General features: G+C 58.0%; 21 protein-coding genes and 1 tRNA gene. 8 read left to right on the top strand and 14 right to left on the bottom strand.

The genetic code is table 11. The features are described from left to right. Positions 1-30: 30 nt before the first annotated feature. From BLIJ_RS05005 to BLIJ_RS05000, 3 genes are all read right to left on the bottom strand, one after another. A complete protein-coding gene (locus tag BLIJ_RS05005) occupies positions 31-279 on the bottom strand; it encodes a hypothetical protein (RefSeq protein WP_007056056.1) in 249 nt (82 codons plus the stop codon). Positions 280-359: 80 nt separating this feature from the next. Continuing rightward, positions 360-431, bottom strand: a tRNA-Asn gene (locus tag BLIJ_RS14250). A 1,215-nt stretch (positions 432-1,646) separates the two neighbouring features. Further along, positions 1,647-2,573, bottom strand: coding sequence for an Abi family protein (locus tag BLIJ_RS05000; RefSeq protein WP_231837864.1), 927 nt, complete (start codon positions 2,571-2,573; stop codon positions 1,647-1,649). 827 nt (positions 2,574-3,400) lie between these two features. On the opposite strand from BLIJ_RS05000, the gene BLIJ_RS14245 reads away from it, so the two are divergent. Both BLIJ_RS14245 and BLIJ_RS04995 read left to right on the top strand, forming a co-directional pair. Next, positions 3,401-3,919: a hypothetical protein gene (locus BLIJ_RS14245; RefSeq protein WP_012577346.1), complete on the top strand. Its 519-nt coding sequence runs from the start codon at positions 3,401-3,403 to the stop codon at positions 3,917-3,919. 595 nt (positions 3,920-4,514) lie between these two features. Next, the gene (locus BLIJ_RS04995; RefSeq protein ID WP_012577345.1) at positions 4,515-5,858 is read left to right on the top strand and encodes a tyrosine-type recombinase/integrase; all 1,344 of its coding nucleotides are present in this window, start codon (positions 4,515-4,517) and stop codon (positions 5,856-5,858) included. Between the two features lie 147 nt (positions 5,859-6,005). On the opposite strand, the gene BLIJ_RS04990 is transcribed toward BLIJ_RS04995, so the two are convergent. Together BLIJ_RS04990 and BLIJ_RS04985 are read right to left on the bottom strand one after the other, a co-directional pair. Further along, the gene (locus BLIJ_RS04990) at positions 6,006-6,773 is read right to left on the bottom strand and encodes a Fic/DOC family protein (protein WP_012577344.1); all 768 of its coding nucleotides are present in this window, start codon (positions 6,771-6,773) and stop codon (positions 6,006-6,008) included. Positions 6,774-6,775: 2 nt separating this feature from the next. Further along, positions 6,776-6,967, bottom strand: coding sequence for an antitoxin VbhA family protein (locus BLIJ_RS04985; protein WP_004222561.1), 192 nt, complete (start codon positions 6,965-6,967; stop codon positions 6,776-6,778). 117 nt (positions 6,968-7,084) lie between these two features. Here BLIJ_RS04985 and BLIJ_RS13515 point away from each other — a divergent pair, with 117 nt between their 5' ends. Further along, positions 7,085-7,312 (top strand): hypothetical protein, encoded by a 228-nt coding sequence (locus BLIJ_RS13515; protein ID WP_014484752.1) that lies wholly within the window; start codon positions 7,085-7,087, stop codon positions 7,310-7,312. Positions 7,313-7,463: 151 nt separating this feature from the next. Further along, complete coding sequence (locus tag BLIJ_RS04980) at positions 7,464-8,300, top strand: hypothetical protein (protein ID WP_231837863.1); 837 nt, start codon at positions 7,464-7,466, stop codon at positions 8,298-8,300. A gap of 28 nt (positions 8,301-8,328) precedes the next feature. Here the strand turns inward: BLIJ_RS04980 and BLIJ_RS14570 are convergent, their stop codons facing one another. After that, on the bottom strand, positions 8,329-8,475 hold the full coding sequence (locus tag BLIJ_RS14570) for a hypothetical protein (protein WP_014484750.1): 147 nt from the start codon (positions 8,473-8,475) through the stop codon (positions 8,329-8,331). A gap of 265 nt (positions 8,476-8,740) precedes the next feature. Continuing rightward, positions 8,741-9,928: an IS256 family transposase gene (locus BLIJ_RS04975; protein WP_012577342.1), complete on the bottom strand. Its 1,188-nt coding sequence runs from the start codon at positions 9,926-9,928 to the stop codon at positions 8,741-8,743. Between the two features lie 503 nt (positions 9,929-10,431). Between BLIJ_RS04975 and BLIJ_RS04965 the strand changes: the two genes are divergently transcribed. Next, a complete protein-coding gene (locus BLIJ_RS04965; protein WP_014484749.1) occupies positions 10,432-10,656 on the top strand; it encodes a hypothetical protein in 225 nt (74 codons plus the stop codon). 712 nt (positions 10,657-11,368) lie between these two features. Here BLIJ_RS04965 and BLIJ_RS04960 read toward each other — a convergent pair. Further along, positions 11,369-12,676, bottom strand: coding sequence for an MFS transporter (locus BLIJ_RS04960; RefSeq protein ID WP_012577341.1), 1,308 nt, complete (start codon positions 12,674-12,676; stop codon positions 11,369-11,371). Between the two features lie 182 nt (positions 12,677-12,858). After that, positions 12,859-13,506 carry an IS3 family transposase gene (locus BLIJ_RS14850; protein ID WP_012577340.1) on the bottom strand — a complete coding sequence of 216 codons (648 nt, stop codon included), beginning with the start codon at positions 13,504-13,506 and terminating at the stop codon, positions 12,859-12,861. Positions 13,507-14,795: 1,289 nt separating this feature from the next. On the opposite strand from BLIJ_RS14850, the gene BLIJ_RS14565 reads away from it, so the two are divergent. After that, positions 14,796-14,948 (top strand): hypothetical protein, encoded by a 153-nt coding sequence (locus tag BLIJ_RS14565; RefSeq protein ID WP_154535899.1) that lies wholly within the window; start codon positions 14,796-14,798, stop codon positions 14,946-14,948. Positions 14,949-15,295: 347 nt separating this feature from the next. On the opposite strand, the gene BLIJ_RS04940 is transcribed toward BLIJ_RS14565, so the two are convergent. Both BLIJ_RS04940 and BLIJ_RS04935 read right to left on the bottom strand, forming a co-directional pair. After that, entirely contained in the window at positions 15,296-16,138 is an 843-nt protein-coding gene (locus tag BLIJ_RS04940; protein WP_012577339.1) for a Fic family protein, read from the bottom strand. Positions 16,139-16,198: 60 nt separating this feature from the next. Next, on the bottom strand, positions 16,199-17,512 hold the full coding sequence (locus tag BLIJ_RS04935; protein WP_012577338.1) for a HipA domain-containing protein: 1,314 nt from the start codon (positions 17,510-17,512) through the stop codon (positions 16,199-16,201). Between the two features lie 335 nt (positions 17,513-17,847). Here BLIJ_RS04935 and BLIJ_RS04930 point away from each other — a divergent pair, with 335 nt between their 5' ends. Together BLIJ_RS04930 and BLIJ_RS04925 are read left to right on the top strand one after the other, a co-directional pair. Beyond that, on the top strand, positions 17,848-18,252 hold the full coding sequence (locus tag BLIJ_RS04930) for a hypothetical protein (protein WP_012577337.1): 405 nt from the start codon (positions 17,848-17,850) through the stop codon (positions 18,250-18,252). 115 nt (positions 18,253-18,367) lie between these two features. Further along, positions 18,368-18,907: a peptidylprolyl isomerase gene (locus BLIJ_RS04925; RefSeq protein WP_012577336.1), complete on the top strand. Its 540-nt coding sequence runs from the start codon at positions 18,368-18,370 to the stop codon at positions 18,905-18,907. Between the two features lie 92 nt (positions 18,908-18,999). Here the strand turns inward: BLIJ_RS04925 and BLIJ_RS04920 are convergent, their stop codons facing one another. From BLIJ_RS04920 to BLIJ_RS04910, 3 genes are all read right to left on the bottom strand, one after another. Further along, the gene (locus BLIJ_RS04920) at positions 19,000-21,324 is read right to left on the bottom strand and encodes a RelA/SpoT family protein (RefSeq protein WP_012577335.1); all 2,325 of its coding nucleotides are present in this window, start codon (positions 21,322-21,324) and stop codon (positions 19,000-19,002) included. A 133-nt stretch (positions 21,325-21,457) separates the two neighbouring features. Then, positions 21,458-21,934 carry a dUTP diphosphatase gene (gene dut, locus BLIJ_RS04915; RefSeq protein ID WP_012577334.1) on the bottom strand — a complete coding sequence of 159 codons (477 nt, stop codon included), beginning with the start codon at positions 21,932-21,934 and terminating at the stop codon, positions 21,458-21,460. Continuing rightward, positions 21,934-22,227 (bottom strand): DUF4193 domain-containing protein, encoded by a 294-nt coding sequence (locus BLIJ_RS04910; protein WP_012577333.1) that lies wholly within the window; start codon positions 22,225-22,227, stop codon positions 21,934-21,936. Before BLIJ_RS04910 ends, dut begins: the two co-directional genes overlap by 1 nt. Between the last annotated feature and the right edge of the window lie 129 nt (positions 22,228-22,356).

Raw genomic sequence — 22,356 nt, 5'->3', positions numbered from 1 at the left:
TACGCGTGCGGTTGAATGGTTAGTCCATCGCTATCGTCGGAGGGTGTCAGGGCCGAAGATGAAACCGTCTGTTCCGGGTGCGTGATCCAGGTGGAATGGATTGGCAACGGTGTACGACTTGTCGCCGGGTTTCACGTCGTCCGTGTCGAATTCGTTGGAATCCTTGTCGAGCAGTGGGCCGTCCAGCGAAGCGGGACAGTACACGGTGACGTGCCAGTTGCCGTCGTCCATGGGGATGAGCACGGTGCAGTACGCCTTGGAGACCGTCTGCTGCGGCATCCCTTATGGATGATTCCTTGATAAAGGAGTTTCGGGGGGCGGGTAACAAAAACCCGGAACCGAAGTTCCGGGTTTTTGTCTGGCTCCTGCGGCTGGGCTTGAACCAGCGACCGTCCGATTAACAGTCGGATGCTCTGCCAATAGACAACGGGCAATTCGACTGCCATGTCAGGTATGGTAATCTCAAAACACCGTATAATCTCGAACCTGCCAGAAGATCGATAAGCCAAATTACCTGCGACTGAAGTGAGGACGGAATCATGCGTAGCGAGTTCCCTGTCTGTTGTATTGCGCGGGTGCATTAATCGCAGTGGCCTCTTGGGCTCTTTTCATGTTCTCGAAAGAAGTCCATCGGAAAGGCCGAACAGTATCCATCCTGAGATTACCCGTCATTTGGATACTGTTCCTCGTGAGTTCGGCGCCGGCTCTCGCATCATATCCGGTTTTTGAAATGTACTCAGGATTCATGGATCCGGATGTCCTCGATTTCTACAGTCAGCCGTTCATACGGCTACTGCCGGCGGCGACCTGCATAGTGAATCTGTGCGTATCGGCATGCTGCTCCATGGCTCTTGTCAGCAAGCGCAGAAAAACCGAACATCGAAACATCTGAACCACAGCGTTCGAGATGAGATGCCATGGAAAAGCCACTGCTTCTACTGGCCTTGGTGCCGCTGGCCGTCGGATTAGTCCTGATATACGTCGTGATTGGATCCAAAAACCGGGAAGAGAACGCAAAAGGACTCTTCTGCGTGTCTTCTCGGCGCTCATGGTCGTTGCCGGCGCGTTGATCATCGCGAGCCAACTCGCATGACGCTTCACGCTGCGGCTCGGCTTCCCGGCTATCGGCCGCAGCCAGTCCACGGCTCTCCGCGCCATTCCCGCAATCACGTCTCTTCCCCGGTCTCAAGCCCATGAGACACTTGGAACCATGACTACCATCATCATGCGCACCTCGCATGATAATAGTAGCCAACTGTTTTTTGCTTTATTCCAAGGTTTTCGATTTTTGGGAAACCTGCCGGTTACGCTCGTTTTCCACGAGGCACCTACAGGCACCCAAGAATAATCCGGGAACGTTCCACCACCCTGCCGGCGCTCAGCGTCTTCGCCGACCGGCACGGAAAAGTGCAATACCCCCTGTGGTTTCATGATGTTCCGCATGGGTGGTGCCCAGAAGCATTCACCCGGCAGCATGTCTCCATGGCGGACAATAGACAGAACGATACGCAGCCCGTGCAACCGTCCCAGCCGCCAATGGCATCCAAATCCATCCCGAATCCCACAGGCCCATTGCAGACAGCCCAGATCAGCTGGCTCATGGTCCAAAGCCGCCTGCGACGCCACCGTCCCAATAGCAGGAACGGTCAGCTGCGCAGTATGATTTCCGCCCTGTCGGCCAGTTCCCGTTCGCGCACACCCATGGCAGACAGGATCGCTTGGCTCCGCGATGGCATGGTGGAGGTCACCCGTGCGACCAATGCGGAGAAGCGACCGAACAATTCCAAGTAATCGTCCTTGTCAAGCAAATAACCAAGATCCCCGATGGCCTGATACACGTTCTCGTTAGCGCGCCCATCGTACCGGGCACAATAGCAGCGCTCGTCATGCGCGCACAGGTTGCGGTAGAACACCAGTCTGTTGAAGATGCTGTCCAGCCGCTTGATGGTGATGCGCCGTGGCCTGTCGTGCGTGTCCGCATACAAACCGGTGAAACTTTCGGCGACCGCCAATCGGACGGCCGGGGACTGGACTTGGAAGAACCATACCGTCTGGCCGAAGGAAAGATCGTTGGCCAGCACCCACAACGGGACCTGGCCGTTGTGGTCTTCCATGCAATGGCGGATATACGCCTTGCCGCCATAGTCGCCCCTGTTGCGCGGGTTGCCGTCCAACTCAAGTATCCGCTTGAAGACCTTGTCGATCAATGCCATGGCGCTCGGACGGCACCTGGAATCATAATAGTCGGGATTGAGATACGGGTTGACCTCGTCGGGGTGCAGCCCGGTGAACTCATGCGCGCACACTGCCTTGAGCGCGGCCTCCGCCCGTGTGATGGAGGAAAACAACAGTTCACGCAACTCACGGTCGAACAGGAACAGGGCGTACAGATCATCGAAACGCGCGCCCGTTCCGTACCGGTCATCACCAGCGGTCAGGCATGCCTTTCGGTCGAGGAACAAATCCTTATAGCCATTGACGATCGGATAATAGCCCTCGCGCCTGAGCACATGACCCGCACCGGCATCGACGGCCATGCCACGGGAGCGCAGAATGCGCAGCTGTTCGTTCACACTCCTGTAGGGTTTGCGCAACGACATGGGTCCGACCTCCCCCAATCCAGCGATGAAAGCACTGAGGCCACCCCGCGTCCACGGAATGGCCTCAGCGAACCGAACGAAGTCCAGCTTATTTCGCTGTTACAGAATAGCGCCAATCCCCCGCGAATGCAACCCAGCCAGACGGCGGACGATATAATGAAACCTCCATATCATCATTCCAGAGGCACACGCCGGTCCATCAAGACCACCACCAGAAAAACCCAAACGCCTACAAAGGAGAAGACGCGTGCCTCCACGAGGCCTGTATGACCCTCGCTCTTTCAAGCGTCTGCACGAACCGGGCGAAGTCGTAGATGCCGTATGTCGTACATCGATGATGTCGGGTCCCCAAGCAGGGTGCTCGTGGCTCTTCACCAGGAGGCTGGAACACTTTCTCGTCGATGCCGCAGGAGCGACGCAAGCCTTCCGCTCCTTGAACTGGGCCTGGCCTCTCCGACAAGCCCTACTACAATAGGACTCATTCCTCCGCAGTTCGAGAATCGAGTCAATATGCGCCGAATTTGCCACATTCTTGCAGGTCTCCTAGTGTGTGCCGGACTCCTACGCACAGTAAGCGGCTTTATTTTTGACTACCTGCATCCAGAATACGTGTCTAGCTTTCCTTCATATCTTTATTTTTTACGAGCAGCCCCCTTCCTTGTCGCTGCTGGTGCTGTCGAAACTATTTTATTCCTGATAAAAAGGAGAAATAAATAAAGAAACTCAAACAAATTGTCACTGCTCTAGTATCTGTAATATTGGCTGGAACTGTAACAGTAAATGCGTCGGCAGCAGAATCTATGGAAACTCCCTATAGGAGTCCTACCCTATCTAGCTTTCCGTCTAATGCTTCTCTGGAAGATTTTGAGAAAACCTCAGATAACGAAGATCTGAGAATTATCTCATCTCCTTCTCGGGGCGCTAATTACAAAACGTGCGCTGCAGAGGCTGTAGCTTTACTGCAGATTTATTCTACTACAGGATCCGGCTCGTCATCTAGTTTCACGAATCTCGGTCATTCTTGGCTTATGATCACAAACCTGTCTGGTTCTACGGCAGACATTGCTGGGATTAACGTTGCTGATGGTAAATCTATAACAGCAAGCACTTGGGATGAATCCGTAGATGTCAGTAGAGAATATAAGGGTCTGTGGCTCAATCTTGATTCGAAGCTTAATTCCAATGGTATTAATCTTCAGAATGTTTCCATTCAATTACCCTTAAGGCAAATTGATTTAGATACAGTGAATTCTAATATTAAAAATAACGATAAATGGGGCTATCTTAACAACTGTTCTACTTTCGCTTCAAAAATTTGAAATTCAATTGCTAGTGACAGCAGTAAAGTTGACGCTGGAGCCATGAATACACCAGCCAGTCTAGCAAAAAGTATTACAAAAGTTGGTGAGGCAGAATCATATACATTGTTAAAGTACAATACTTCTTCACCGCATTACGATTCCGTATATTACGGCTATCCTCCCATAAAGAGTAATAACAATAATTAGACAACCAAATCTGTCCGGTAAAGCCAGACCAGTTTTATCTATAATGTGAGCCGCAAGTGTTGGCATAGCGCTTGCGGCTCATACGCACGATAAGCAAGAGCCACAGCATTCCCACCCGGTCTCAAGCCCATGAGACACTGGGGACCATGACTACAGTTATCATGCGCACCTCCGAAGGTGACATGCGCATGATGCTTCTTCTTTGGGATGTGACATCAGGAAACAGATCACTGAAGATTGTTGAAATTCCAGTCAAAACCACTCCAAGAGCCCTGAACAATCCCGATTTTCCCGAAAGATAGAATCCCCACGGTCGAAGGATAGCACCTTATTCAAAATCACCGGCGTAGGCAATTACTCTTTCTTCTAATGGTTTTTCAAGAAGTAGAGAAAGACAAAACAACCGATGTCCAATGGAGACAGGAAAAGACGGAAATGGGGATGCGTCGTCGCCTGCAAGGACGCGGACGGAAGGATCGTCTCCTGGCAGGCCCGATACCAGAGTCCCGTCAATCCCAGGCAAAGAATCTACCGCCGATTCGGATTGGAATTCCAGACCGAGGCGTACCGCTGGCTCGACGAGGAGCACGCGCTCGTCATCGACCATAAAAAGGGAATCCGCAGGTGGACGCACCCGTCTGCAAGGACGATGCACGGCAGGGTCCTGTTCTCCTCATACGCGACGCGTTTCGTCGCCAACCTGCGGAAGAAGGACGGGTCGGAGCTGAGCGGCAGAAGCAAGCGGATCCAGAAGGCGGCGTTGGACAAACTGCTCCCCTGGTTCGGCGAGACGCCCATGTGCGACATCACCGAGGAATTCGTCAACGAATGGTACGCGAAGGCATGCGACGAGGTGCGTCCCTCCGCGCTCGAGCACGCGGTCTGGCTGCTCAAGCGCCTGATGAGGGCCGCGACCGAGCGGCAGCCGGACGGAGGTCCGCCGCTATTGTTCTCGAATCCATGCAATCTCGTCACGAGGAAGAGACCGTCCAAAAGACGCGAGCAGGCGCCGATGACCAGGCAGGAGATCGACACGCTGGTCGAGGGCTTCCCGGAATACTACCGCCTGTCGATCCATCTCGCGCTGCTGGTGGGCGGGCTGCGCATCGGAGAGGTCTGCGGACTGCAACTCAGGGACATCGACCTCGACCACAGACTGCTGTACGTGCGGCATTCCGTGACGCAAGGTCCGGACGATCTGGGCGAATACCGGCTCGACGAGACGAAGACCCCGGAAAGCCACCGAGTCGTACCCATCCCCGCACCGGTCTGCCGTCTCATCAGGGAACATATCGACAGGTTCTGTCCCGACAGGGATCCCGACACGATGCTCTTCCACGCGATCAGGCACCCGGAACGGGTCCTGAACCCGACGACGATCCAACGGCAGTTCCGCACCGCGAGGAAAAGAATCAACCGCGAGGACGTGACGTTCCACTCCCTGCGCGCGACACACGCGACGATGTTCATGATCCAGGGCGGCACACTGCGCGAGACCATGGACGAGCTCGGCCATGTGGACGTCGACGTGGCCGTCCGATGCTACCAACGCGTGGTGCCGAGACACAGGCGCGACGTCGCCGAACGACTGGCGCTCGAATATCTCCCCGCCGGGGATCCGGCCGGCATCAAGGCGCAGATAGCCCAGAAGGAAGAGGAAATCGACCAGCTGCGACAGACCGTCGCCGGACTCCGAAGAAGACTGGAAGAGCTCGAAGACGACGGAGACGGGCGGAGCCAGTCCGGATAAGCATACCCAAAACCGAAAAACCGAAAAACCGAAATAATGAAAAACCAAAACCGGTGGAGACCGGCATCAAACGGAACAGGCCCACGCATCTAAGCGTTGCGGCATCTGCCGTCGCAACACTTAGATACGTGAGGCGTTATCCGAAAATCATCTCGACCTGTGCCTGAGTTTCGGCTTTTCCTGCCCTGGAGGAACGATGGCACGCTGATAGGAGTAATGCTCGCACACATGTTGTCTCTGTGCGGGAGACATGTCGTATGCCTTGTTCGCCGGTTGCGCATACTCACCAAGATGGGCCAGGTCATTCGACATGGTCAACGGTTCGGACACCGGCTTGACGATTCTCCCGAACATATCCTCGAGAGGACGCAGATCGTTTCGCTGCATCCCCGCGATCGAGGCTTGATCGTTCGTCCTTTTGTCGATGAGTCCCCAGTCGAAATGCCAGCCGGCCTCGCGCGCGATGATCTCCCAGAAAATGCGTTGCGTCCGTCCGTTGCCCTCACGGAACGGGTGAAGGATGTTGAAGTTGTTGTAGCTGACGCTCAGACGCTTCACGAATTCTTCATGACCGAGGCCTTTGAGAAGATCGTCACCGCGAAGCACCCCCTCGGAGTAGTGCACCCCTATGCTAAACAGCTCCAACGGTTGGAAGGGAAGCCCCTCGCCCTTGCCCATGTCGATGGTTCGTATCTCCCCCGCCCAGTCGTACACGTCCTGGAAGAGGAACCGGTGTATGCGGCGAAGCTGTTCCAGCGTCCCCTCCGCAGGTGGGAGATTCTCTCTCAGAATGGCGGCGCGGGCGGAGCAGAGATCGTTCTCCGCAGCCGCCAGCGCATCCTTGTCCGTGGCGCCCACAAGGTTCCGCAGCACGTTCGTTCCCGGAATCAGGTAGGGATCGAAGACACGCGCCATCGTCACTCCAATCCGTAACGGCGACGGGTGCGGGAAAGAAGCTCGGCGCTGCCGATGCTCCCCCGCGCATATTCTCCGGCATCGCGTATGAAGGCCCTCGTCACGTCGCCGCCTTCCAGCCGCACGGACTGCACCGACAGTCCGACGTTCTCCGTGCGGCGGCGCATCTCGGATTCAGATATCGTTCCGAACATTGCACCTCCTTTTCTCTTTAGATTCTAGCAAAACCGACGGCCCTTAGACGGAGCCGCGCCTGATTCCGCTCCTAAAGTCCTTCATTCCAGTCGCAATCCTTTCGCCAGATGCCACGCATGACACGTCAGGCACGCCACCGCACCGTCATCGCCCAGAAGGAGCATCAGATCGGCAAGCTCCGGGACGAGGTGGAAAGGCTCAGGAAGATCCTGCTGGAGCGGGATACCGGAACCGGTGAAAACCGGGAAACCGTTTTACCTAAAAACCGAAATACCGAAAGAACTACATACCGAAAAACCGGGATATGGAAACACTGGAAAACCGAGACAAGGAGAAACCGATGAACGAGAAGACCCGCGAACCGATGGTGATCGCGCTTTGAGACTGCTTATATCGTTTTGGACGGAATGAGCGTCAATCAGAAAGTTATGTATGATGGTTTCGCTTATTTATCTCGGTAAGGAGAATCCCATCTCATACAAGACAGTATTCGGCATGGACGGTTTCGATAGACATGACACCGATGGAGGAAACCAAACCGCGGATTCAGCCAGCGATATAAAGGTGTATCCTGAGTCCGCTTCGGGATGTTTGATTAACGACTTGGGCAAGTTGCTGAATATGAATCCGGATTTCTATAGACGACGGATCCGCCGCATTAGGACGGCCGCGATTGCCGTCGGGCTGAGTGCCATTTGCCTGATTGCCATTTTCTTGATTCCAGATGGTTCGAATCCGGTTTTCCAGAATTTCTTCAGCGCACTGTTTGGTTTCTTCCTCGGGTTGGCCTCTTCTGTATATGAGAAATTCCGCAAATGGGCCGACCGAGTTAATCAGACCATGAAAGACGCTGAAGGACGTATGCCGATATGGGAAGCCATATATAAGAATTCCATATTCTACGATGAATGTTTTATAACGCTTCCGGCAGCACGCGTATCCCCAACCTGGGCACAAAGAGCATGGATTAAAATCAGATTCCCCTCATTGTCGCGCAAGTGGCATAAGTATTTTCGCAACGGAATGGCTGAACCAGGTTTGAAACCATTACCATTTCCGCTTATCTATGACTCTTCGCAGAGTGAGCAAAAGAAGTTCTCGATAAGATGGCGCCATTGGTTCAATAAGAGGGAATGCAGAAAGCAGCTTCATTACCTGGAGTCGCTGAGCCGATGCATCTTCATACTCGAACCGTATCAGGCGACTCTTGATTATCTACTGGCCTATTCGTCCAAGATAATCGGGAAGGAAATTCGTAAGGATAAAATCCTGAAGGGATACATTCCAGTTAATGACGAAGTCTACGTTTACCAAAAAAATGTAGACAAATAAGCAATACCGGAATACGGAAATACTGAAATCAGTAAATACCAAAAAACAATATACCGCAATCGGATCCACGTGAATCCAGGACGCTTTTTTCAGGAACGCGGTCAAGAACACGGTACGGCACCTGACGGTGGTAGGCGACCACCTTGTTCTTTCCCATCCATTCCAAAGTCGGCATGACCTGTTCTCCTCGCTACTTCATGGAATTGGTATACTCAGAGTATATCGGCCTAATGGCTCATATGACGCGCGGGCGAAAGTATTCTGACCGACGCGCAGTGGGATTCAATCGTTAGGGATTTCCTACAGCGAATGGCATGACCGACGCGGACGATGAGAGCGTGACCTAGGTGGCGATCCGTTACAGCCTGTCCCAGAACGGCAATGGATAACGCCCGAATTCTTGCGCAAAAGCGGTTCGGCCCGTTGCCGGGAGGACAACTTCAGTCGGTTGATTGCATGATGCCGTCGAGCCGGGACATGTCCAGGTAGCGGCGTGCGCTCCATTGGTTGGCGGTGACGTAGCGGATCCTGGCGCAGACGAGCATGAGCGCGCTCCTGCCGTCCGGGAAGCTGCCGACCACTCTGGTGCGCCGGCGGATCTCGCGGTTGAGCCGTTCGATCATGTTGTTCGTGCGGATCCGCCGCCGATGCTCGACGGGATAGTCGTCGAGCAGGTAGGTCGTGGTCTCGCTGATGCCTTCCCTGAGGCAGGAGGCGGCGGCCTTCAGCCCCTTGGACTCCATTTCGGTGGCGACCTGTTCGGCCTTCTCCAACGCGGCCTGCCGGCTTTCCATGGCGAACACGGCCTTCAGGGCGGACGCGGCCCATGCCGCGTGCTTGTGGCTGACCTTGGACAGGACGTTGCGCATGAAGTGGACCATGCACCGCTGGTAGCGCGCGTCCGGCAGCATCGAGTTCACGGTGGAGACGAGCCCGGCGCACCGGTCGCCGACCACGAGCCGCACGCCCCTGAGACCGCGTTCGATCATGCTCCTGACGAACTGCTCCCAGCTGGCCTTGTCCTCCTTCATGCCCTCCGCGACGCCGACGACCTCACGGTGGCCGGTGTCGTCCACGCCGATGGCGACCAGCACGCTCACGTTCTCGACCGACCCGCCCCACGTGCGCTTGTGCCACACGCCGTCCACGAACAGGTACGGGTACGAATGGGCCGCCAGGGGACGGTTCCGCCATTGATCGATGTCCTCGTACACGCGCTTGAGCTTGTCGGAGAGCGTCTGGGAGGGCATCCGCTCGCCCCACAGCAGGCGGCTGATGTCGTCGACCTGACGCGTGCTGACGCCGGCCAGGTACATGTCGATCAGCGCCTCCTCGACGCTCTGCTCGCGACGCCGGTAGCGTTCGATGACCGCCGACTCGAAGACCGCGCCCTTCAGCTTCGGCACCCTGAGCGTCATCGTCCCGGCCTTCACGGTCAGGTTCCGCTCGTAGTGGCCCGCACGGTAGGCCCTCCGACCGGACGCACGCTCGTATCTCGCGGCCCCGGTGATCTCGTCGGCCTCCGCGTCCAGCATCGCGTTCAACAGCTCCTCGCCCTTCCGGGACACGAGACGGTCCAGCTTCGTCTCGAGCATGTTCTCGTCGACCTGTAGAATCTGGTTCGACATGGTTCGTCGCCTCTTTCCATAGCGGTTTTATGTTTGGCGACTGAAATCGTACCCCGGCGACGGACCATGTCCCTTCATTCAGACCTCAACCAAAGTGCGCAACAAACCGGGCGTTATCAAAAGCAGCTGGAGTCGACAATCACCTTCAATGTCAAAATGCTATTGACGGCTTATGGTTATTCGCAGTCCAGCTTGGCCGAAGCGATGGGAATTGGCCGTTCGGCCATGTCCCTAAAGATGTCGGGGAAAACAGGCTGGTCTGTATACGACCTGGTTAATGCATCAAGATTCTTGAAAGTAAGCACGGAACAACTTCTTGATGATTCTCTGATGAGGAGAATGGGCGTTTCGGACGATGCGGAGGCGGATATGGAAAAGTCCGCCGTTTCCGGCGGACTTTCCGATGATGGTACCCCCCGTCGGAGCGCGCCTCCGCGGAGGCACTCGAAAACATCCACCCGTTCGCCGACGACAACGGGCGTACCGGACGCCAGATCCTCAACATGATGCTCATGCAGGCGGGGTACGAGCCCATCGCCATCAGGCATGATGCCGGCAGCACCTACGCCGGACGGCTCGAGCAGTGGCAGGCGTACGGCGATCCGGTTCCCCTGGCGTGCATGGTCGCGGACTGCGTGGTCCGGGAACAGTGCTGGATCGGGAAGATCGTGTCCGATATCCGCCGCGGGCATCCCATCGCCGGACACGCCAGAGGTATACGTGAATAGTGTGTTTACACACTGTTCGAGAATAATACCCTGACATGTCAACTAACGCAACGTTTACTGGGATGACGGACAAGAAGGTTGGTTCCTATCAGCTCATAATGACGTTGCCGACTGCTTGATGGTGGTTGTGGCGCTTGTTTGTTCGATTCCGCCGGTGCTGGGTCGTTTTCGTCTGGCTGAACGGCGGTCAATCTGGGAGTTCGTTCTGGTAGACCTCGTCGGGCCATAATCTCCCAGATTCTGCGGGAGTTTACGCTGACTTCGGGAATTCGCCGCTGAACTCCCGTGCCGGACGCGGGAGTTTACGAGAATCCGGTACTCTCATGCATAATCTCTCAACAAAAACGTTGGAATTCCGCGATTCTCAAAAATCGACCTTGAAGCCGTTCCCGGGAGAACTTCGCCGGATTCATGTTTCGCGCTAAACTCCCGCGCGCATCCGGAAGTTTTCATAGAATCGGTCGCGCAAACGGACATCCGGATTTCTCAATTTCTCCCGGGATCAGCCTCTTCCACCGAGTTTTCCAGACCACAATCTGAAAACTCGTGATTTGAGCCTGCTGAATCGAGATTTTGAGTTCTTCCCAAACTGACTGCCGCAAACTGACCGCACTCATCGTCCTGTCAGCGCAGCCGGTTTGCGGAATGGAAGACGTGTGCGGAGAGCAGCGCGCAGCGGTGCATAGTCCCCATGGTTGGTGGCCGTCCGCGGCTACTCCAGCGGTGTGCGATCCCACTGGTCGGCGCGTGGAATGGTGCGCAGGCTGCGCGAACTGACGATTAGCAGCATACTGACGAGCATCACCGCCCAGAACACCAGCATAGTCCCGCTGAATCCGAAAGCGGGCAGCAGACTTCCGGCCGTCGCTGAGCAGAACGCGGACAGTGCCTGGGCCGGTACGGTAAGCGTCACGGTGATACGCCCCTGCATCGTGTCGGGCGTCTTACCGAAAATGAACCCGAGCTGCAACGCGTTGATGATCGGGAACGGCAGGCACATCACGGCGTTGGCGATAAGCAGCACCCAGTAGTTGTCGGTCAGCAGCATCGGCAGCGAAGCGATGCAGATGAACACGAATCCGCAGCATGTCACCGGCCCGACCGGTGCGGTATCGCTGATCCGTCCGGCGATGAACGCACCCGCCAGCATCGCGAGGAATACGCCCGTATTCACGAATCCGATGAGCGTCGCGTTCACGCCGGTGCGCATCAGATGCAGCTGAATCGCATACTGGAAGCCATTGACCCCGAAATTCGCCAGCGCGGACGACACCATCGTCAACACCAGCATCCTGCGGTGCAGCGACCACGACCATCCTTCGGCGAAATCACGGAAAAATGACGCGCCGCCCGCTTTCCCACCGTCATCGTCGCTATCGCCGTTGCCGCTATCGCTGCCGTTCCGCGGATTTCCGCCGACTCGGATACGTGTCGCAGCCACGCCTGCCAGCAGGTACATGACCGCAGCCGACAGGAACGGCAACCACGGGGCGATGCCGTACAGCAGGCCGCCGACTGGGCTGCCGGCCATGTTGATGGTCGCGTCACGGCCTTCGTTGAGACTGCGCGCTTTCGGATATGAGCGAATATCGACGATGGATTTGAGCATCGCATCCGAGGCGGGGCCGAGAAACCCGTTGACCGCAGACTCGAACACCGCGATGGCAAGCAGCACGGGGAAGACCAGCTTGCCGGCCATGAGCAGCGCAGCGACTGACCCCCAACAGATGACGCCCGCTGTCGCGTTCACGATGATCAGTGTCTTGCGATCGTGACGGTCGGCGAATGTCCCGCCGAACACGGCGGCCGCCTGCTGTGCGATCGCGGCCAGCGAGCCCAACCAACCCGCTGCTGTGGTCGATCCGGTGAGCTTGTATCCGATCAGAGAGACCGCCAGATACCGCAGGGCCACGCCGATGGCCGTCGCGCTGTCCGCCGTGAACCATGGCACGTAACCTGGGATATCCCACAACCTGCTTTCGCGCACAGGAGCAGAAACGAGCTTTAACGAATTACTCATCTAATAATTTATCCTTACCCTACCAGTACTGGAATCCTACAGAAGATTAGGCGGCACTGGTTCTTTACAAACTTGCTCAGTATGCCAAGCATAATCATATATATCGAAGTAACCCTTTTCTCCATAATGAGCAGGGGCTGGTGCCGTTTTGTTGGACTCGTCGTTGATTCCATCACCACCAATCATGCCACAAGACCGAGCCCGCGTCGACGATCCATGATGCTCATGCCGAACTCCGTCTTGATCCGCCTGTCCCGGTACCAGACCATGTAGTCGTTGAGCATGTTGATGAACCCGTCCATCGAGACGCCCGCGAAGCTGCGCTTGTGGAAGAACTCCTGCCTGGGACGGCCGAAGAACCCCTCCGCGGCCGCGTTGTCCGGAGAACAGCCTTTCGCGCCCGTCGAACGCGTCAGGTTGTTGTCCTTGCAGATGCGGATCCATTCCGGCCACCGGTAGTGGCAGCCGCGGTCACTGTGGATGATCGGCTTCTCTCCGTCCTTGAGCGTGGAGCACGCGTCCAGCAGCATGCCGTTGGCCAACGCCGCGTTCGGGCTCGTGCCGATCGTCCACGCGACGGGAAGCCCGTCGTAGCAGTCGATGACCGGCGACAGGTAGGCCTTGCCCGCGGGGATCGAGAATTCCGTGAGGTCCGTGACCCACAGCATGTTCGGCCGCTCGGCGTGGAAATCGCGGTTCACCAGGTTCTTCGGCGCCTTGGTGAGCTCGCCCTTGTACGAGCTGTACCGCTTCGCGCTCTTGAACAGGGGCACCAGGCCATGTGAGGTCATCAGCCGCATGATCCGTTTGGCCGATACCCTGACGCCCATGCCTTTCAGCTCCAGGTGGATCCGCTTGTACCCGTACCTGCGCTTGCTGTTCCCGGAGCGCCTCGCGCACGAGCTCCAGTAGACCGGAGTCCTTGTCGGGACGTTTCATGGACTTGAGCTGGTAATGGTACGTGCTGCGCGCGATGCCGACCACGGGCAAGAGGCTCCTGGCCGTCACGCCCAGCGTCTCGCTAACGGTCTTGACGAGGAGTGTCTTCTCTCGGTTGGTCAGGTTTTCCGGGTCTGCGCCCGGCTCTTTTCCCAACAGCTCCAACGCGCCCTTCCGGATCGCGATCTCGATGTCCAGTTCCCTCTTCTCCCGTCGTTGCCGTTCGACATCGGCGTCCAGCTCGTCCAGACGGGCCCGCGTCTCCGCCAGCCTCTTCTCCAGCGCCGCCACCGCGTCCGCCAGGCCGGCCGCGTCCCGCGGACCGCCGGCGTAGAGGGCTCCACGCCGGTTTTCCCCTCCCCGGCCGTCGGGGGCTTCTCTCCAGGTGTCTTCGTCACGTGCGTCTCCTTGGATCCGGCGAGCATCTGCCGTTTCCAGTTTCCCGACGACGGACGCCTCCACGCCCAGCTCGGCGGCCGCCTCACGTGATTTCAGCCGTCCGGACGCGACCGCGACCACCGCCTTCCGCTTCAATTCCTCGGGAACCGGGCCGTGCCTCAGCCTGCGTCGGCCGGGCACCAGCTCGTCGATCCACGCGGTGAGCAGCTCATGGCTTTTCGGATAGCCGAGCGCGCGCATAGCGCGTCTCAGACGCCTGCCGTGTCCGAGGTAATGGTCCACCGCGGCCTGTTTCTGCTCGTCCGTGTACCGCCGGTACCGTTTCCCGCGAGTGGACTGTCTTCCGGCGCGTTCCTCCTCGAGGCGTTCCCGGTACCACACCGGCAGCATCCCACTGCTGGGATAGCCGAGCTCGCGGATCACGTCCGCGGCGCAGCGCTCGTATCTGACGTACAGATCCACGGCCCTGTCACGCTGCTCCTTGCTGTACTTCGCCATAAGGGGGTTCTCCTTCCCGGCCAGGAAGTCCAAGAAAACGTCACCACCTCGCTGGGGGCCGGTAACGTTTTGTTGGACTCGTGGCATAATCAAACCATAGAAACAAAGAAATCCAATAAAGCGACACCGTATCCAAGTGCCCACCTCTATTTGACGGAATGCACCATATTCCGGCACCGACGAACATCAGGATCGAGCCCCATCACCAATCGGCGCCAAGCCGCCCATATCCCATGATTAGCTAAAGATATCTCTGAATCACAGCGTTCAGAAAGGAGGCGCCATGGAAAAGCCACTGCTTCTACTGGCCTTGGTGCCGCTGGCCGTCGGATTAGTCCTGATATACGTCGTGATTGGATCCAAAAACCGGGAAGAGAACGCAAAAGGACTCTTCTGCGTGTCTTCTCGGCGCTCATGGTCGTTGCCGGCGCGTTGATCATCGCGAGCCAACTCGCATGACGCTTCACGCTGCGGCTCGGCTTCCCGGCTATCGGCCGCAGCCAGTCCACGGCTCTCCGCGCCATTCCCGCAATCACGTCTCTTCCCCGGTCTCAAGCCCATGAGACACTTGGAACCATGACTACCATCATCATGCGCACCTCGCATGATAATAGTAGCCAACTGTTTTTTGCTTTATTCCAAGGTTTTCGATTTTTGGGAAACCTGCCGGTTACGCTCGTTTTCCACGAGGCACCTACAGGCACCCAAGAATAATCTCATTCTTCTGTGCATATCAGCGGCTTACCGACGCACACGAAAGAAGCATGCGAGTGTTCCTGCGACCTATCTCAGATGGCGAAGCCGCTCGATCAGATCGACGAGCGTCTGTTCCTCCTGTTCCACGCAGTCTAGGAAAATGGAGCAGAACGAATCCGGCTTGCCGTCCACCTGCCATGCCTCCAGGCCTCGCGCATATGACCGACCCGCATCGTATTTGATGGCCACGGGACGGTATCCGTTCCGCAGCAGCACGAAGTTGAGCAGCTGGCGGCCGGTCCGCCCGTTGCCGTCCATGAATGGATGGATGTTCTCGAACATCGCGTGGAAACCGGCGGCCCTGAGCAGCGGATGCGCTGCGCAGCCATCCAACCCGTCGATCAAGGATCGCAGGTCGTCGCGGATCTCCAGCGGGTCCGCGGTCTTGACTCGGGTGGCGGTGATCCGCGCCAAATAGCCATAAGGACGGAACGTGCCGCGGGCGAACGGCTGGAGATCCAATGCGGTCACCTCGTGTAGACGACGGATCAGCTCCTCGTTCAGCTTCCGCCCCTCCTTGGCATATTCGCGCACGTAGGCCATGCCGTCAGCGACCCCTCGCGCTGCGAACACGTATCTGGCCGGCGAGTCCGATGGGACGAACTCGCCCTCCAACACCAGCGACGTGTCCTCCAGGGTCAGCGTGGATCCCTCAATGGCGTTCGAGTTGTAGGTGTAGCGCACCAGCCAGTCGCGGTCGTAATCCGCCAACGCCATGTCCTCGACACCGTCCAACGGCTCCAGCGAGCGGGCCCGGTCCTTCAGCGCGTCGACCCTCCGCAGGTGTTCGGAAATCTCCCGTCCCCCTTCAAGGGCGTTCAGCTCGTCGGGAAGGGCCTGGATGTGCCGTGACAGCTCGGGATTGGCCATCATGCTCCTCTTTTCGTGTTCCGGTTGCAAAGTCCATTATTCCAGTAGTGATTCGTTGCGCTAGCGGTTCAGATGACGGCTCAACGCATCCGGTCCGGTTCCGACGCTTCTGGCATCCCCGTCCCGTTGTCCAAGGTTCTTCCGCAACGTCTCGCCGAATCTGTCCATCAAATCCGTTTTATTGCGAATCGGGTCAGAAACACGAAGGACCTCACCTTCGCTGATTCTGCGGAGCATCCCGATACGCTTTACCAACTGTACCCGGATGGCGTCGAGGCGTTCGGGCGCGAACATGCGCATGCGCGACAACTCGTGCGCCGCCTCGTCGGGCCAGTCCGACAGAGCATCCAGGTCGAACCGGCTCCAATCCTCCACCAGTCTGAGCTGCCGCAAAGCCGAGGGCTTGCCGGTCGCGGTGTAGAACGGCTTGGCGAACCAGTCGCGGCCGTCCACATCGAGCTCGCCGCTCCACAGACTCGCGCCGGTGTCGTAGATCGGCGCCGGACGGATCTCAAGGGTCTCGATGTCGCGGATCAGACCGAAGTTGTTATAGTGCCGGTCGGTGTTGCGCATGAGATAATCGACCACGAGCCAGTCGTCCGCGGCGTCGCGCACGGCGCGCTCGTCAGCTCCGAAGCCGACGGCGGCATGGATCCACTGGTCATGCGAGTTGAGTCCATTGACGGTTCTGGCGGATTGGAGCACCTGCCAGGCGGAGACCATCTCCTCATGGCTGGTGAGCATGTCCTCGCACGGGCAGACCAGACGGTTGCCGTTGCGTGCCAGGGAATACCGGACGGCCGGAACGCCCAATCGCATGCAGAGCCTCGAGGCGATGACCTCGTTCATCGGCTCCTGGCCAGTACGCCCCGACTTGACGAGCAGTCTCCTGCCGGTGGCCCTGTCGATCGTCCAGCGTTTGGGAAGATCGCCGCCAGTGGACACGTCGGGGACGTTGAGGCTGATGTCATGGGACGACGAGTACGAGGTGAGCAGGATCTCGCCCAGCGCCTCGTCGAAGGAATTGTCGAAGAAGTTGACGTCCTTCCATTCGGCCGGGTCGTCCTCGTGTCTGACCCAGTACTGGTCCGACAGGCTCAGCCCGTAGGTCCTGTCGAGCAGTTCGTCGGTCGATGCCGCGCCAAGCGATTCGAGCACGCGGCGGATGCCGTCGCGGGTGGAGGGGATGGCGCGGGACCTCCACCATTCGTCGATCCTCTTGGCATACAGCGCGCTCTTGCCGTGCGTGGTGAATTCCAGGGGCAGACGATCATGGTCAAGGACCTCGCCAGAGGAGCACGCGCGACCGGACTCGGGATCGTATTCGAACGCAAGGACCGGATGGTCCCCGCACATGATCAGCTTGCGTGGCATGATCCCGCTCCCTCCAAACTTGGTCTTTAAAGATTCTACAGGCACGAATTACGCGCGAGACGGCGTCCCGTTTCATGACGCGATGCATGGATATGGGCCACTTCCGCAAATCGCAAGCCTCGGCGATGACGCCGACAACTGATACGGTAGTCATATTGGTTTCCCAAAGGTAAAGAGGCATGACCATGGGATTGTTCGACTTCGCTAAGAACTCTTTGGGTGACGTGCCGTCCGGCTTCGGCGGTCGGGGCGATATCGCCAACCATCTTTTCAACGACCGATGAAAAGGCTCCGGTTGAAGGCTATGGCATGATGACACGAGCGTGGGGACATTTATGACCGAAGGATACTCGCATAAAGCGGCACACATCGTTGAGCATATCATTCTCGCAATCGCGCTGATCTGGGCTGGAGGCTGCACTCTCATATGGATGCAAACGGATATGTCGCATCGCATCGTAAACGCGAAATCCGCTGACGGCACCTGCGAAGTGACCATCAGCGAACTCGGCTCGCCCATATTCTTCGGCCCAAGCAGCATCACGGTCAAAGTCTCTTGGGACACCGATCCCGGTGTTATCGGTTCCGAGAACGTCACGGAAATCAAAACGGATCTGCACAACGACGGCAAATCATTAGACTCGGGCAACTTCACCGTCACCTGGCACGGCAACATCCCGACCGTCACCACCCATGGCGAGGAACAGCCGGACCAAAGCTACACATTCAACTGGAAATAACCGCTCCGAACATCATGTCTCTCCCGAGAGTAGTCCTCACAACAGGGCAGGTCCCACAAGGAGCATAGCTCATGCACCCACTGTCCGGTCTCAAGCCCATGAGACACTTGGAGCCATGACTACCATTATCATGCGCACCTCCGAGGGCGACATCACCATCAACCTGTTCGACGACAAGGCACCGAACACCGTGGCCAACTTCCTGGGCCTCGCCACCGGCGAGAAGGAATGGGCCGACCCGTACACCGGCCAGCCTTCCCATGAACCCTTCTACAACGGTCTGACCTTCCACCGCATCATCAAGGATTTCATGATCCAGGGCGGCTGCCCGCTGGGCACCGGCACCGGCGGACCCGGCTACGAATTCGACGATGAGATCGACCCCGGCCTGCAATTCGACAAGCCGTACCTGTTGGCCATGGCCAATGCCGGGCTCCGCCGTGGCATGGACGGCAAAATCCACGGGACCAACGGCTCGCAGTTCTTCATCACCACCGTACCGACCCCTTGGCTCAACGGCCATCACACCATCTTCGGCGAAGTCGCCGACGACGCCTCCAAGAAGGTCGTCGACAAGCTCGAAGCACTGGGCACCGATTCGTCCGACCGTCCGACCGAGCCCGCAGGAATCCTCTCCATCGAAGTGAAGCGGTAAAAACCGCCCATACCTTCATGCCATAAGTGCCACAAGGCGGGGCCCCGATCCGACGATTCGGACCGGGGCCCCGCCGTATGCCACCCACATCCCTACTTCATCTTGCGCAGACGGGGTTCGGCGGATTCCTTGGCACCGGTGATGCGGTATACGTCGAACACACCGTCAATCTTGCGCACGGCAGCCAACAGCGAGTTGAGATGCTGCGGATCCGCCATCTCGAAGCTGAACTGGCTGGTGGCCACTCGATCGGAACCCGTGGCGATCGTACCCGAGATGATATTCACGCCATGATCGGAAAGCACGCGCGTCACATCCGACAGCAGGTTGCGGCGATCCAATGCCTCGACTTGAATCTTGACCATGAACAGACCCTTGGTGCTGGTCCATTCGACCTCGACCACACGCTCGGGCTGCTTGCTCTTCAAGTCGATCATATTCTGACAATCGGTGCGATGCACGGACACACCCTGGTTGCGGGTGATGAATCCGATGATGTCATCACCGGGCACCGGCATGCAACAACGGGCGAGTTTGATCCACACATCGCCCACGCCCTTGACGGATACCCCGGTGGAGCTGCTGGAAGTCTTGCGCTCCACGGGCTTGAGCGGCAGAACCTCCTGCTCGACCTCTTCATCGACCTCGTCGGCACCCGCGTCCTTGACCAAATGCGAAATGACGTTCTGCGTGGAGACCTGACCGTCCCCGATGGCCGCGAACACGGCGTCCGCGTTCGGGAAGTTGAGATCGTCGGCCACACCCACCAACGCTTCCGGGGTCAACAGCGTGTTGACCGGCAGGTTGCGTTTGCGCATCGCCCGAGTCAGCTCGTCGCGACCCTCCTCGATGGCCTCAGTGCGGCGTTCCTTGGAGAACCATTGACGAATCTTATTGCGCGCCTTCGGACTCTTGACGAAACTCAGCCAGTCGCGCGAAGGCCCGGCCGTATCGGACTTGGACGTCAGAATCTCGACGGTGTCCCCATTGTCGAGCGTGGTGTCAAGCGGCACCAGACGTCCGTTGACACGTGCGCCCATCGTGCGATGACCCACTTCGGTGTGCACGGCATACGCGAAGTCGACGGGCGTGGCATGAGCGGGCAGGGATACGATCTTGCCTTTCGGCGTGAACACGTAGACTTCGGACGAGCCGAGATCCTCCTTGAGCGACCCCAGAAACTCATTGGAGTCGGGGGTTTCGCTGGTCCAATCGGCAAGCTGCTGAATCCATTTGAGATTGTCGGCTTCGGAAAGCTCCTGGTTCTTCTCGTCACGCCTGCGGTCGGACTTGTCCGGCGAGCTCAAGGCACGCCCGGCCTGACCGTTTTCCTTGTATTTCCAATGCGCGGCGATGCCGAACTCGGCGCGGCGGTGCATGTCCCAGGTGCGAATCTGGATTTCCACCGGTTTGCCGCCCGGACCCACCACCGTGGTATGCAGCGACTGGTACATGTTGAGCTTCGGCATGGCGATGTAGTCCTTGAACCGGCCGGGAACCGGGTTCCACCGCGCATGCACGGCACCGAGCGCCGCATAGCAATCCTGAATCGTGTCGACGATGATGCGCACGCCGACCAGATCGTAGATGTTCGCGAAATCATGCCCGCGCACGATCATCTTCTGATAAATCGAGAAGTAGTCCTTCGGGCGGCCGGTGACGTATGCCTTGATGCTCTGCTCATCGAGATCCTCGTTGATCTCCGCCAGAATCTGCGCCAGATACACGTCGCGCTGACCGGCCCGGCGGGCCACCAGCACAACGATCTCGTTATAGATCTTCGGATAGAGCACTTTGAAGCTCAGTTCCTCAAGCTCCGTCTTGATGGCGTTCATACCGAGACGATTGGCCAAAGGGGCGTATACGTCGAGGGTTTCGCGCGCCTTCCTCTGCGCCGACGTGGTCTTCACATAGCGCCAGGTGCGGGCGTTGTGCACACGGTCGGCCAGCTTGACCACCAGGGTGCGCACATCACGGCTCATGGCCACCACCAGCTTGCGAATCGTTTCGGCCTGGGCGGAGTCGCCCACTTCAAGCTGGCTGAGCTTGGTGACGCCATCGACCAGACCGGCCACGGTGTCGCCGAACTCGGCACGGCATTGATCCAACGTGTAGTCGGTGTCCTCCACCGTGTCATGCAGCAGACCGGCCGCCACCACAATCGGCCCCATGCCCAGATCCGCGAGAATCTGGGAAACGGCCAACGGATGGACGATGTATGGTTCGCCCGACTTGCGCCGTTGCGTGCAATGCTGGATGACGGCGCGCCGGTACGCGCGGTCGAGGATGGACAAATCCTCACCGGGATGGTGGGACTTGCACACTTTCTTGATTGGTTCCAGCGGATTGAGCGGATCAGCGCTGATCTCGCAACCCAGTTTACGGGCGGCGTACTGCTCGCCATCAATCTCTGCCATGCCAGTCACCTCCCTCGTCATGAAGTTCATTGTAACCGCGAACCAGTGCCATGCGCACGCACCCGTCCGCCATCATTGGTTCCGCAACCGTTGTTGCCGTCATCACCTTGGTCATTCAACCGGCCTAATCCGGTCAGGACGCCACTCCCGTCGAACCGAACCCGCGTTCGGCGCGATCGGATCCGGGCAGTGTCTCGGCCGGGATGAACCGAGCCTCAACATACCGCTGAATCACCAATTGAGCGATGCGATCGCCCGGATGGAAGACGGCGGTGTGCTTCGGATCGAGGTTGATCAGCGGCACCTTGATTTCGCCACGGTAGCCTGCATCAACGGTGCCAGGCGCGTTGAGCACGGTGACGCCCTGCTTGGCCGCCAGCCCGGAACGCGGGTGCACCAACGCCACGTAACCCGCAGGCAGGGCGATGGCCACGCCGGTGGGCACCAATGCCCGCTCGAAGGGCTTGAGGGTCACGTCGACGGTGGTGATGAGATCGGCGCCGGCATCGCCCGCATGCGCGTACCGGAGCAGGGCCGGGTGTTCGGGGTCGAGGCTTTTGACCAGGACCTCGGTGGATTCGGGCTCGTTGTAGGTCTCGTCGAACGCCATCAGGCGGCGCACTCCTCACACACCGGCTGGCCATCCTCGTCCGTGTAGGCGAGCTGGCTACGATGCTTGACCAGGAAGCACTGCGAGCAGACGAACTCGTCACCCTGCATGGGGATGACGGTCACCGAGGAATCCTCGTTGCTCAAATCGGCGCCCGGCAGTTCGTAGTCTTCGGCGATGGCGTTCTCATCGTCGTCGATGTCGCCCGAGGCGTTCTGCGAGGACTTCCCCAGCGCCTGCAGCGATTCCTCGTCCTCATCCTTATTGCGGGGGGAATCATAATCCTGAGCCATCATGGTCCTTTCGTCGTCTTTGGTTCGTAAGTCGATATATATAGCACGGTCAGCGCCGTACTCGCCCATAGGATACACGATTTGAAATACTCGTAAAGTTCGACACGTGGGGCATACTTAAAAGAAGTA

It is taken from the genome of Bifidobacterium longum subsp. infantis ATCC 15697 = JCM 1222 = DSM 20088 (genome assembly GCF_000269965.1).
GTDB lineage: Bacteria > Actinomycetota > Actinomycetes > Actinomycetales > Bifidobacteriaceae > Bifidobacterium > Bifidobacterium infantis.
The sequence above is the reverse complement of the archived record's forward strand: the minus strand, read 5'-3'. Positions and strand labels throughout refer to the sequence as shown.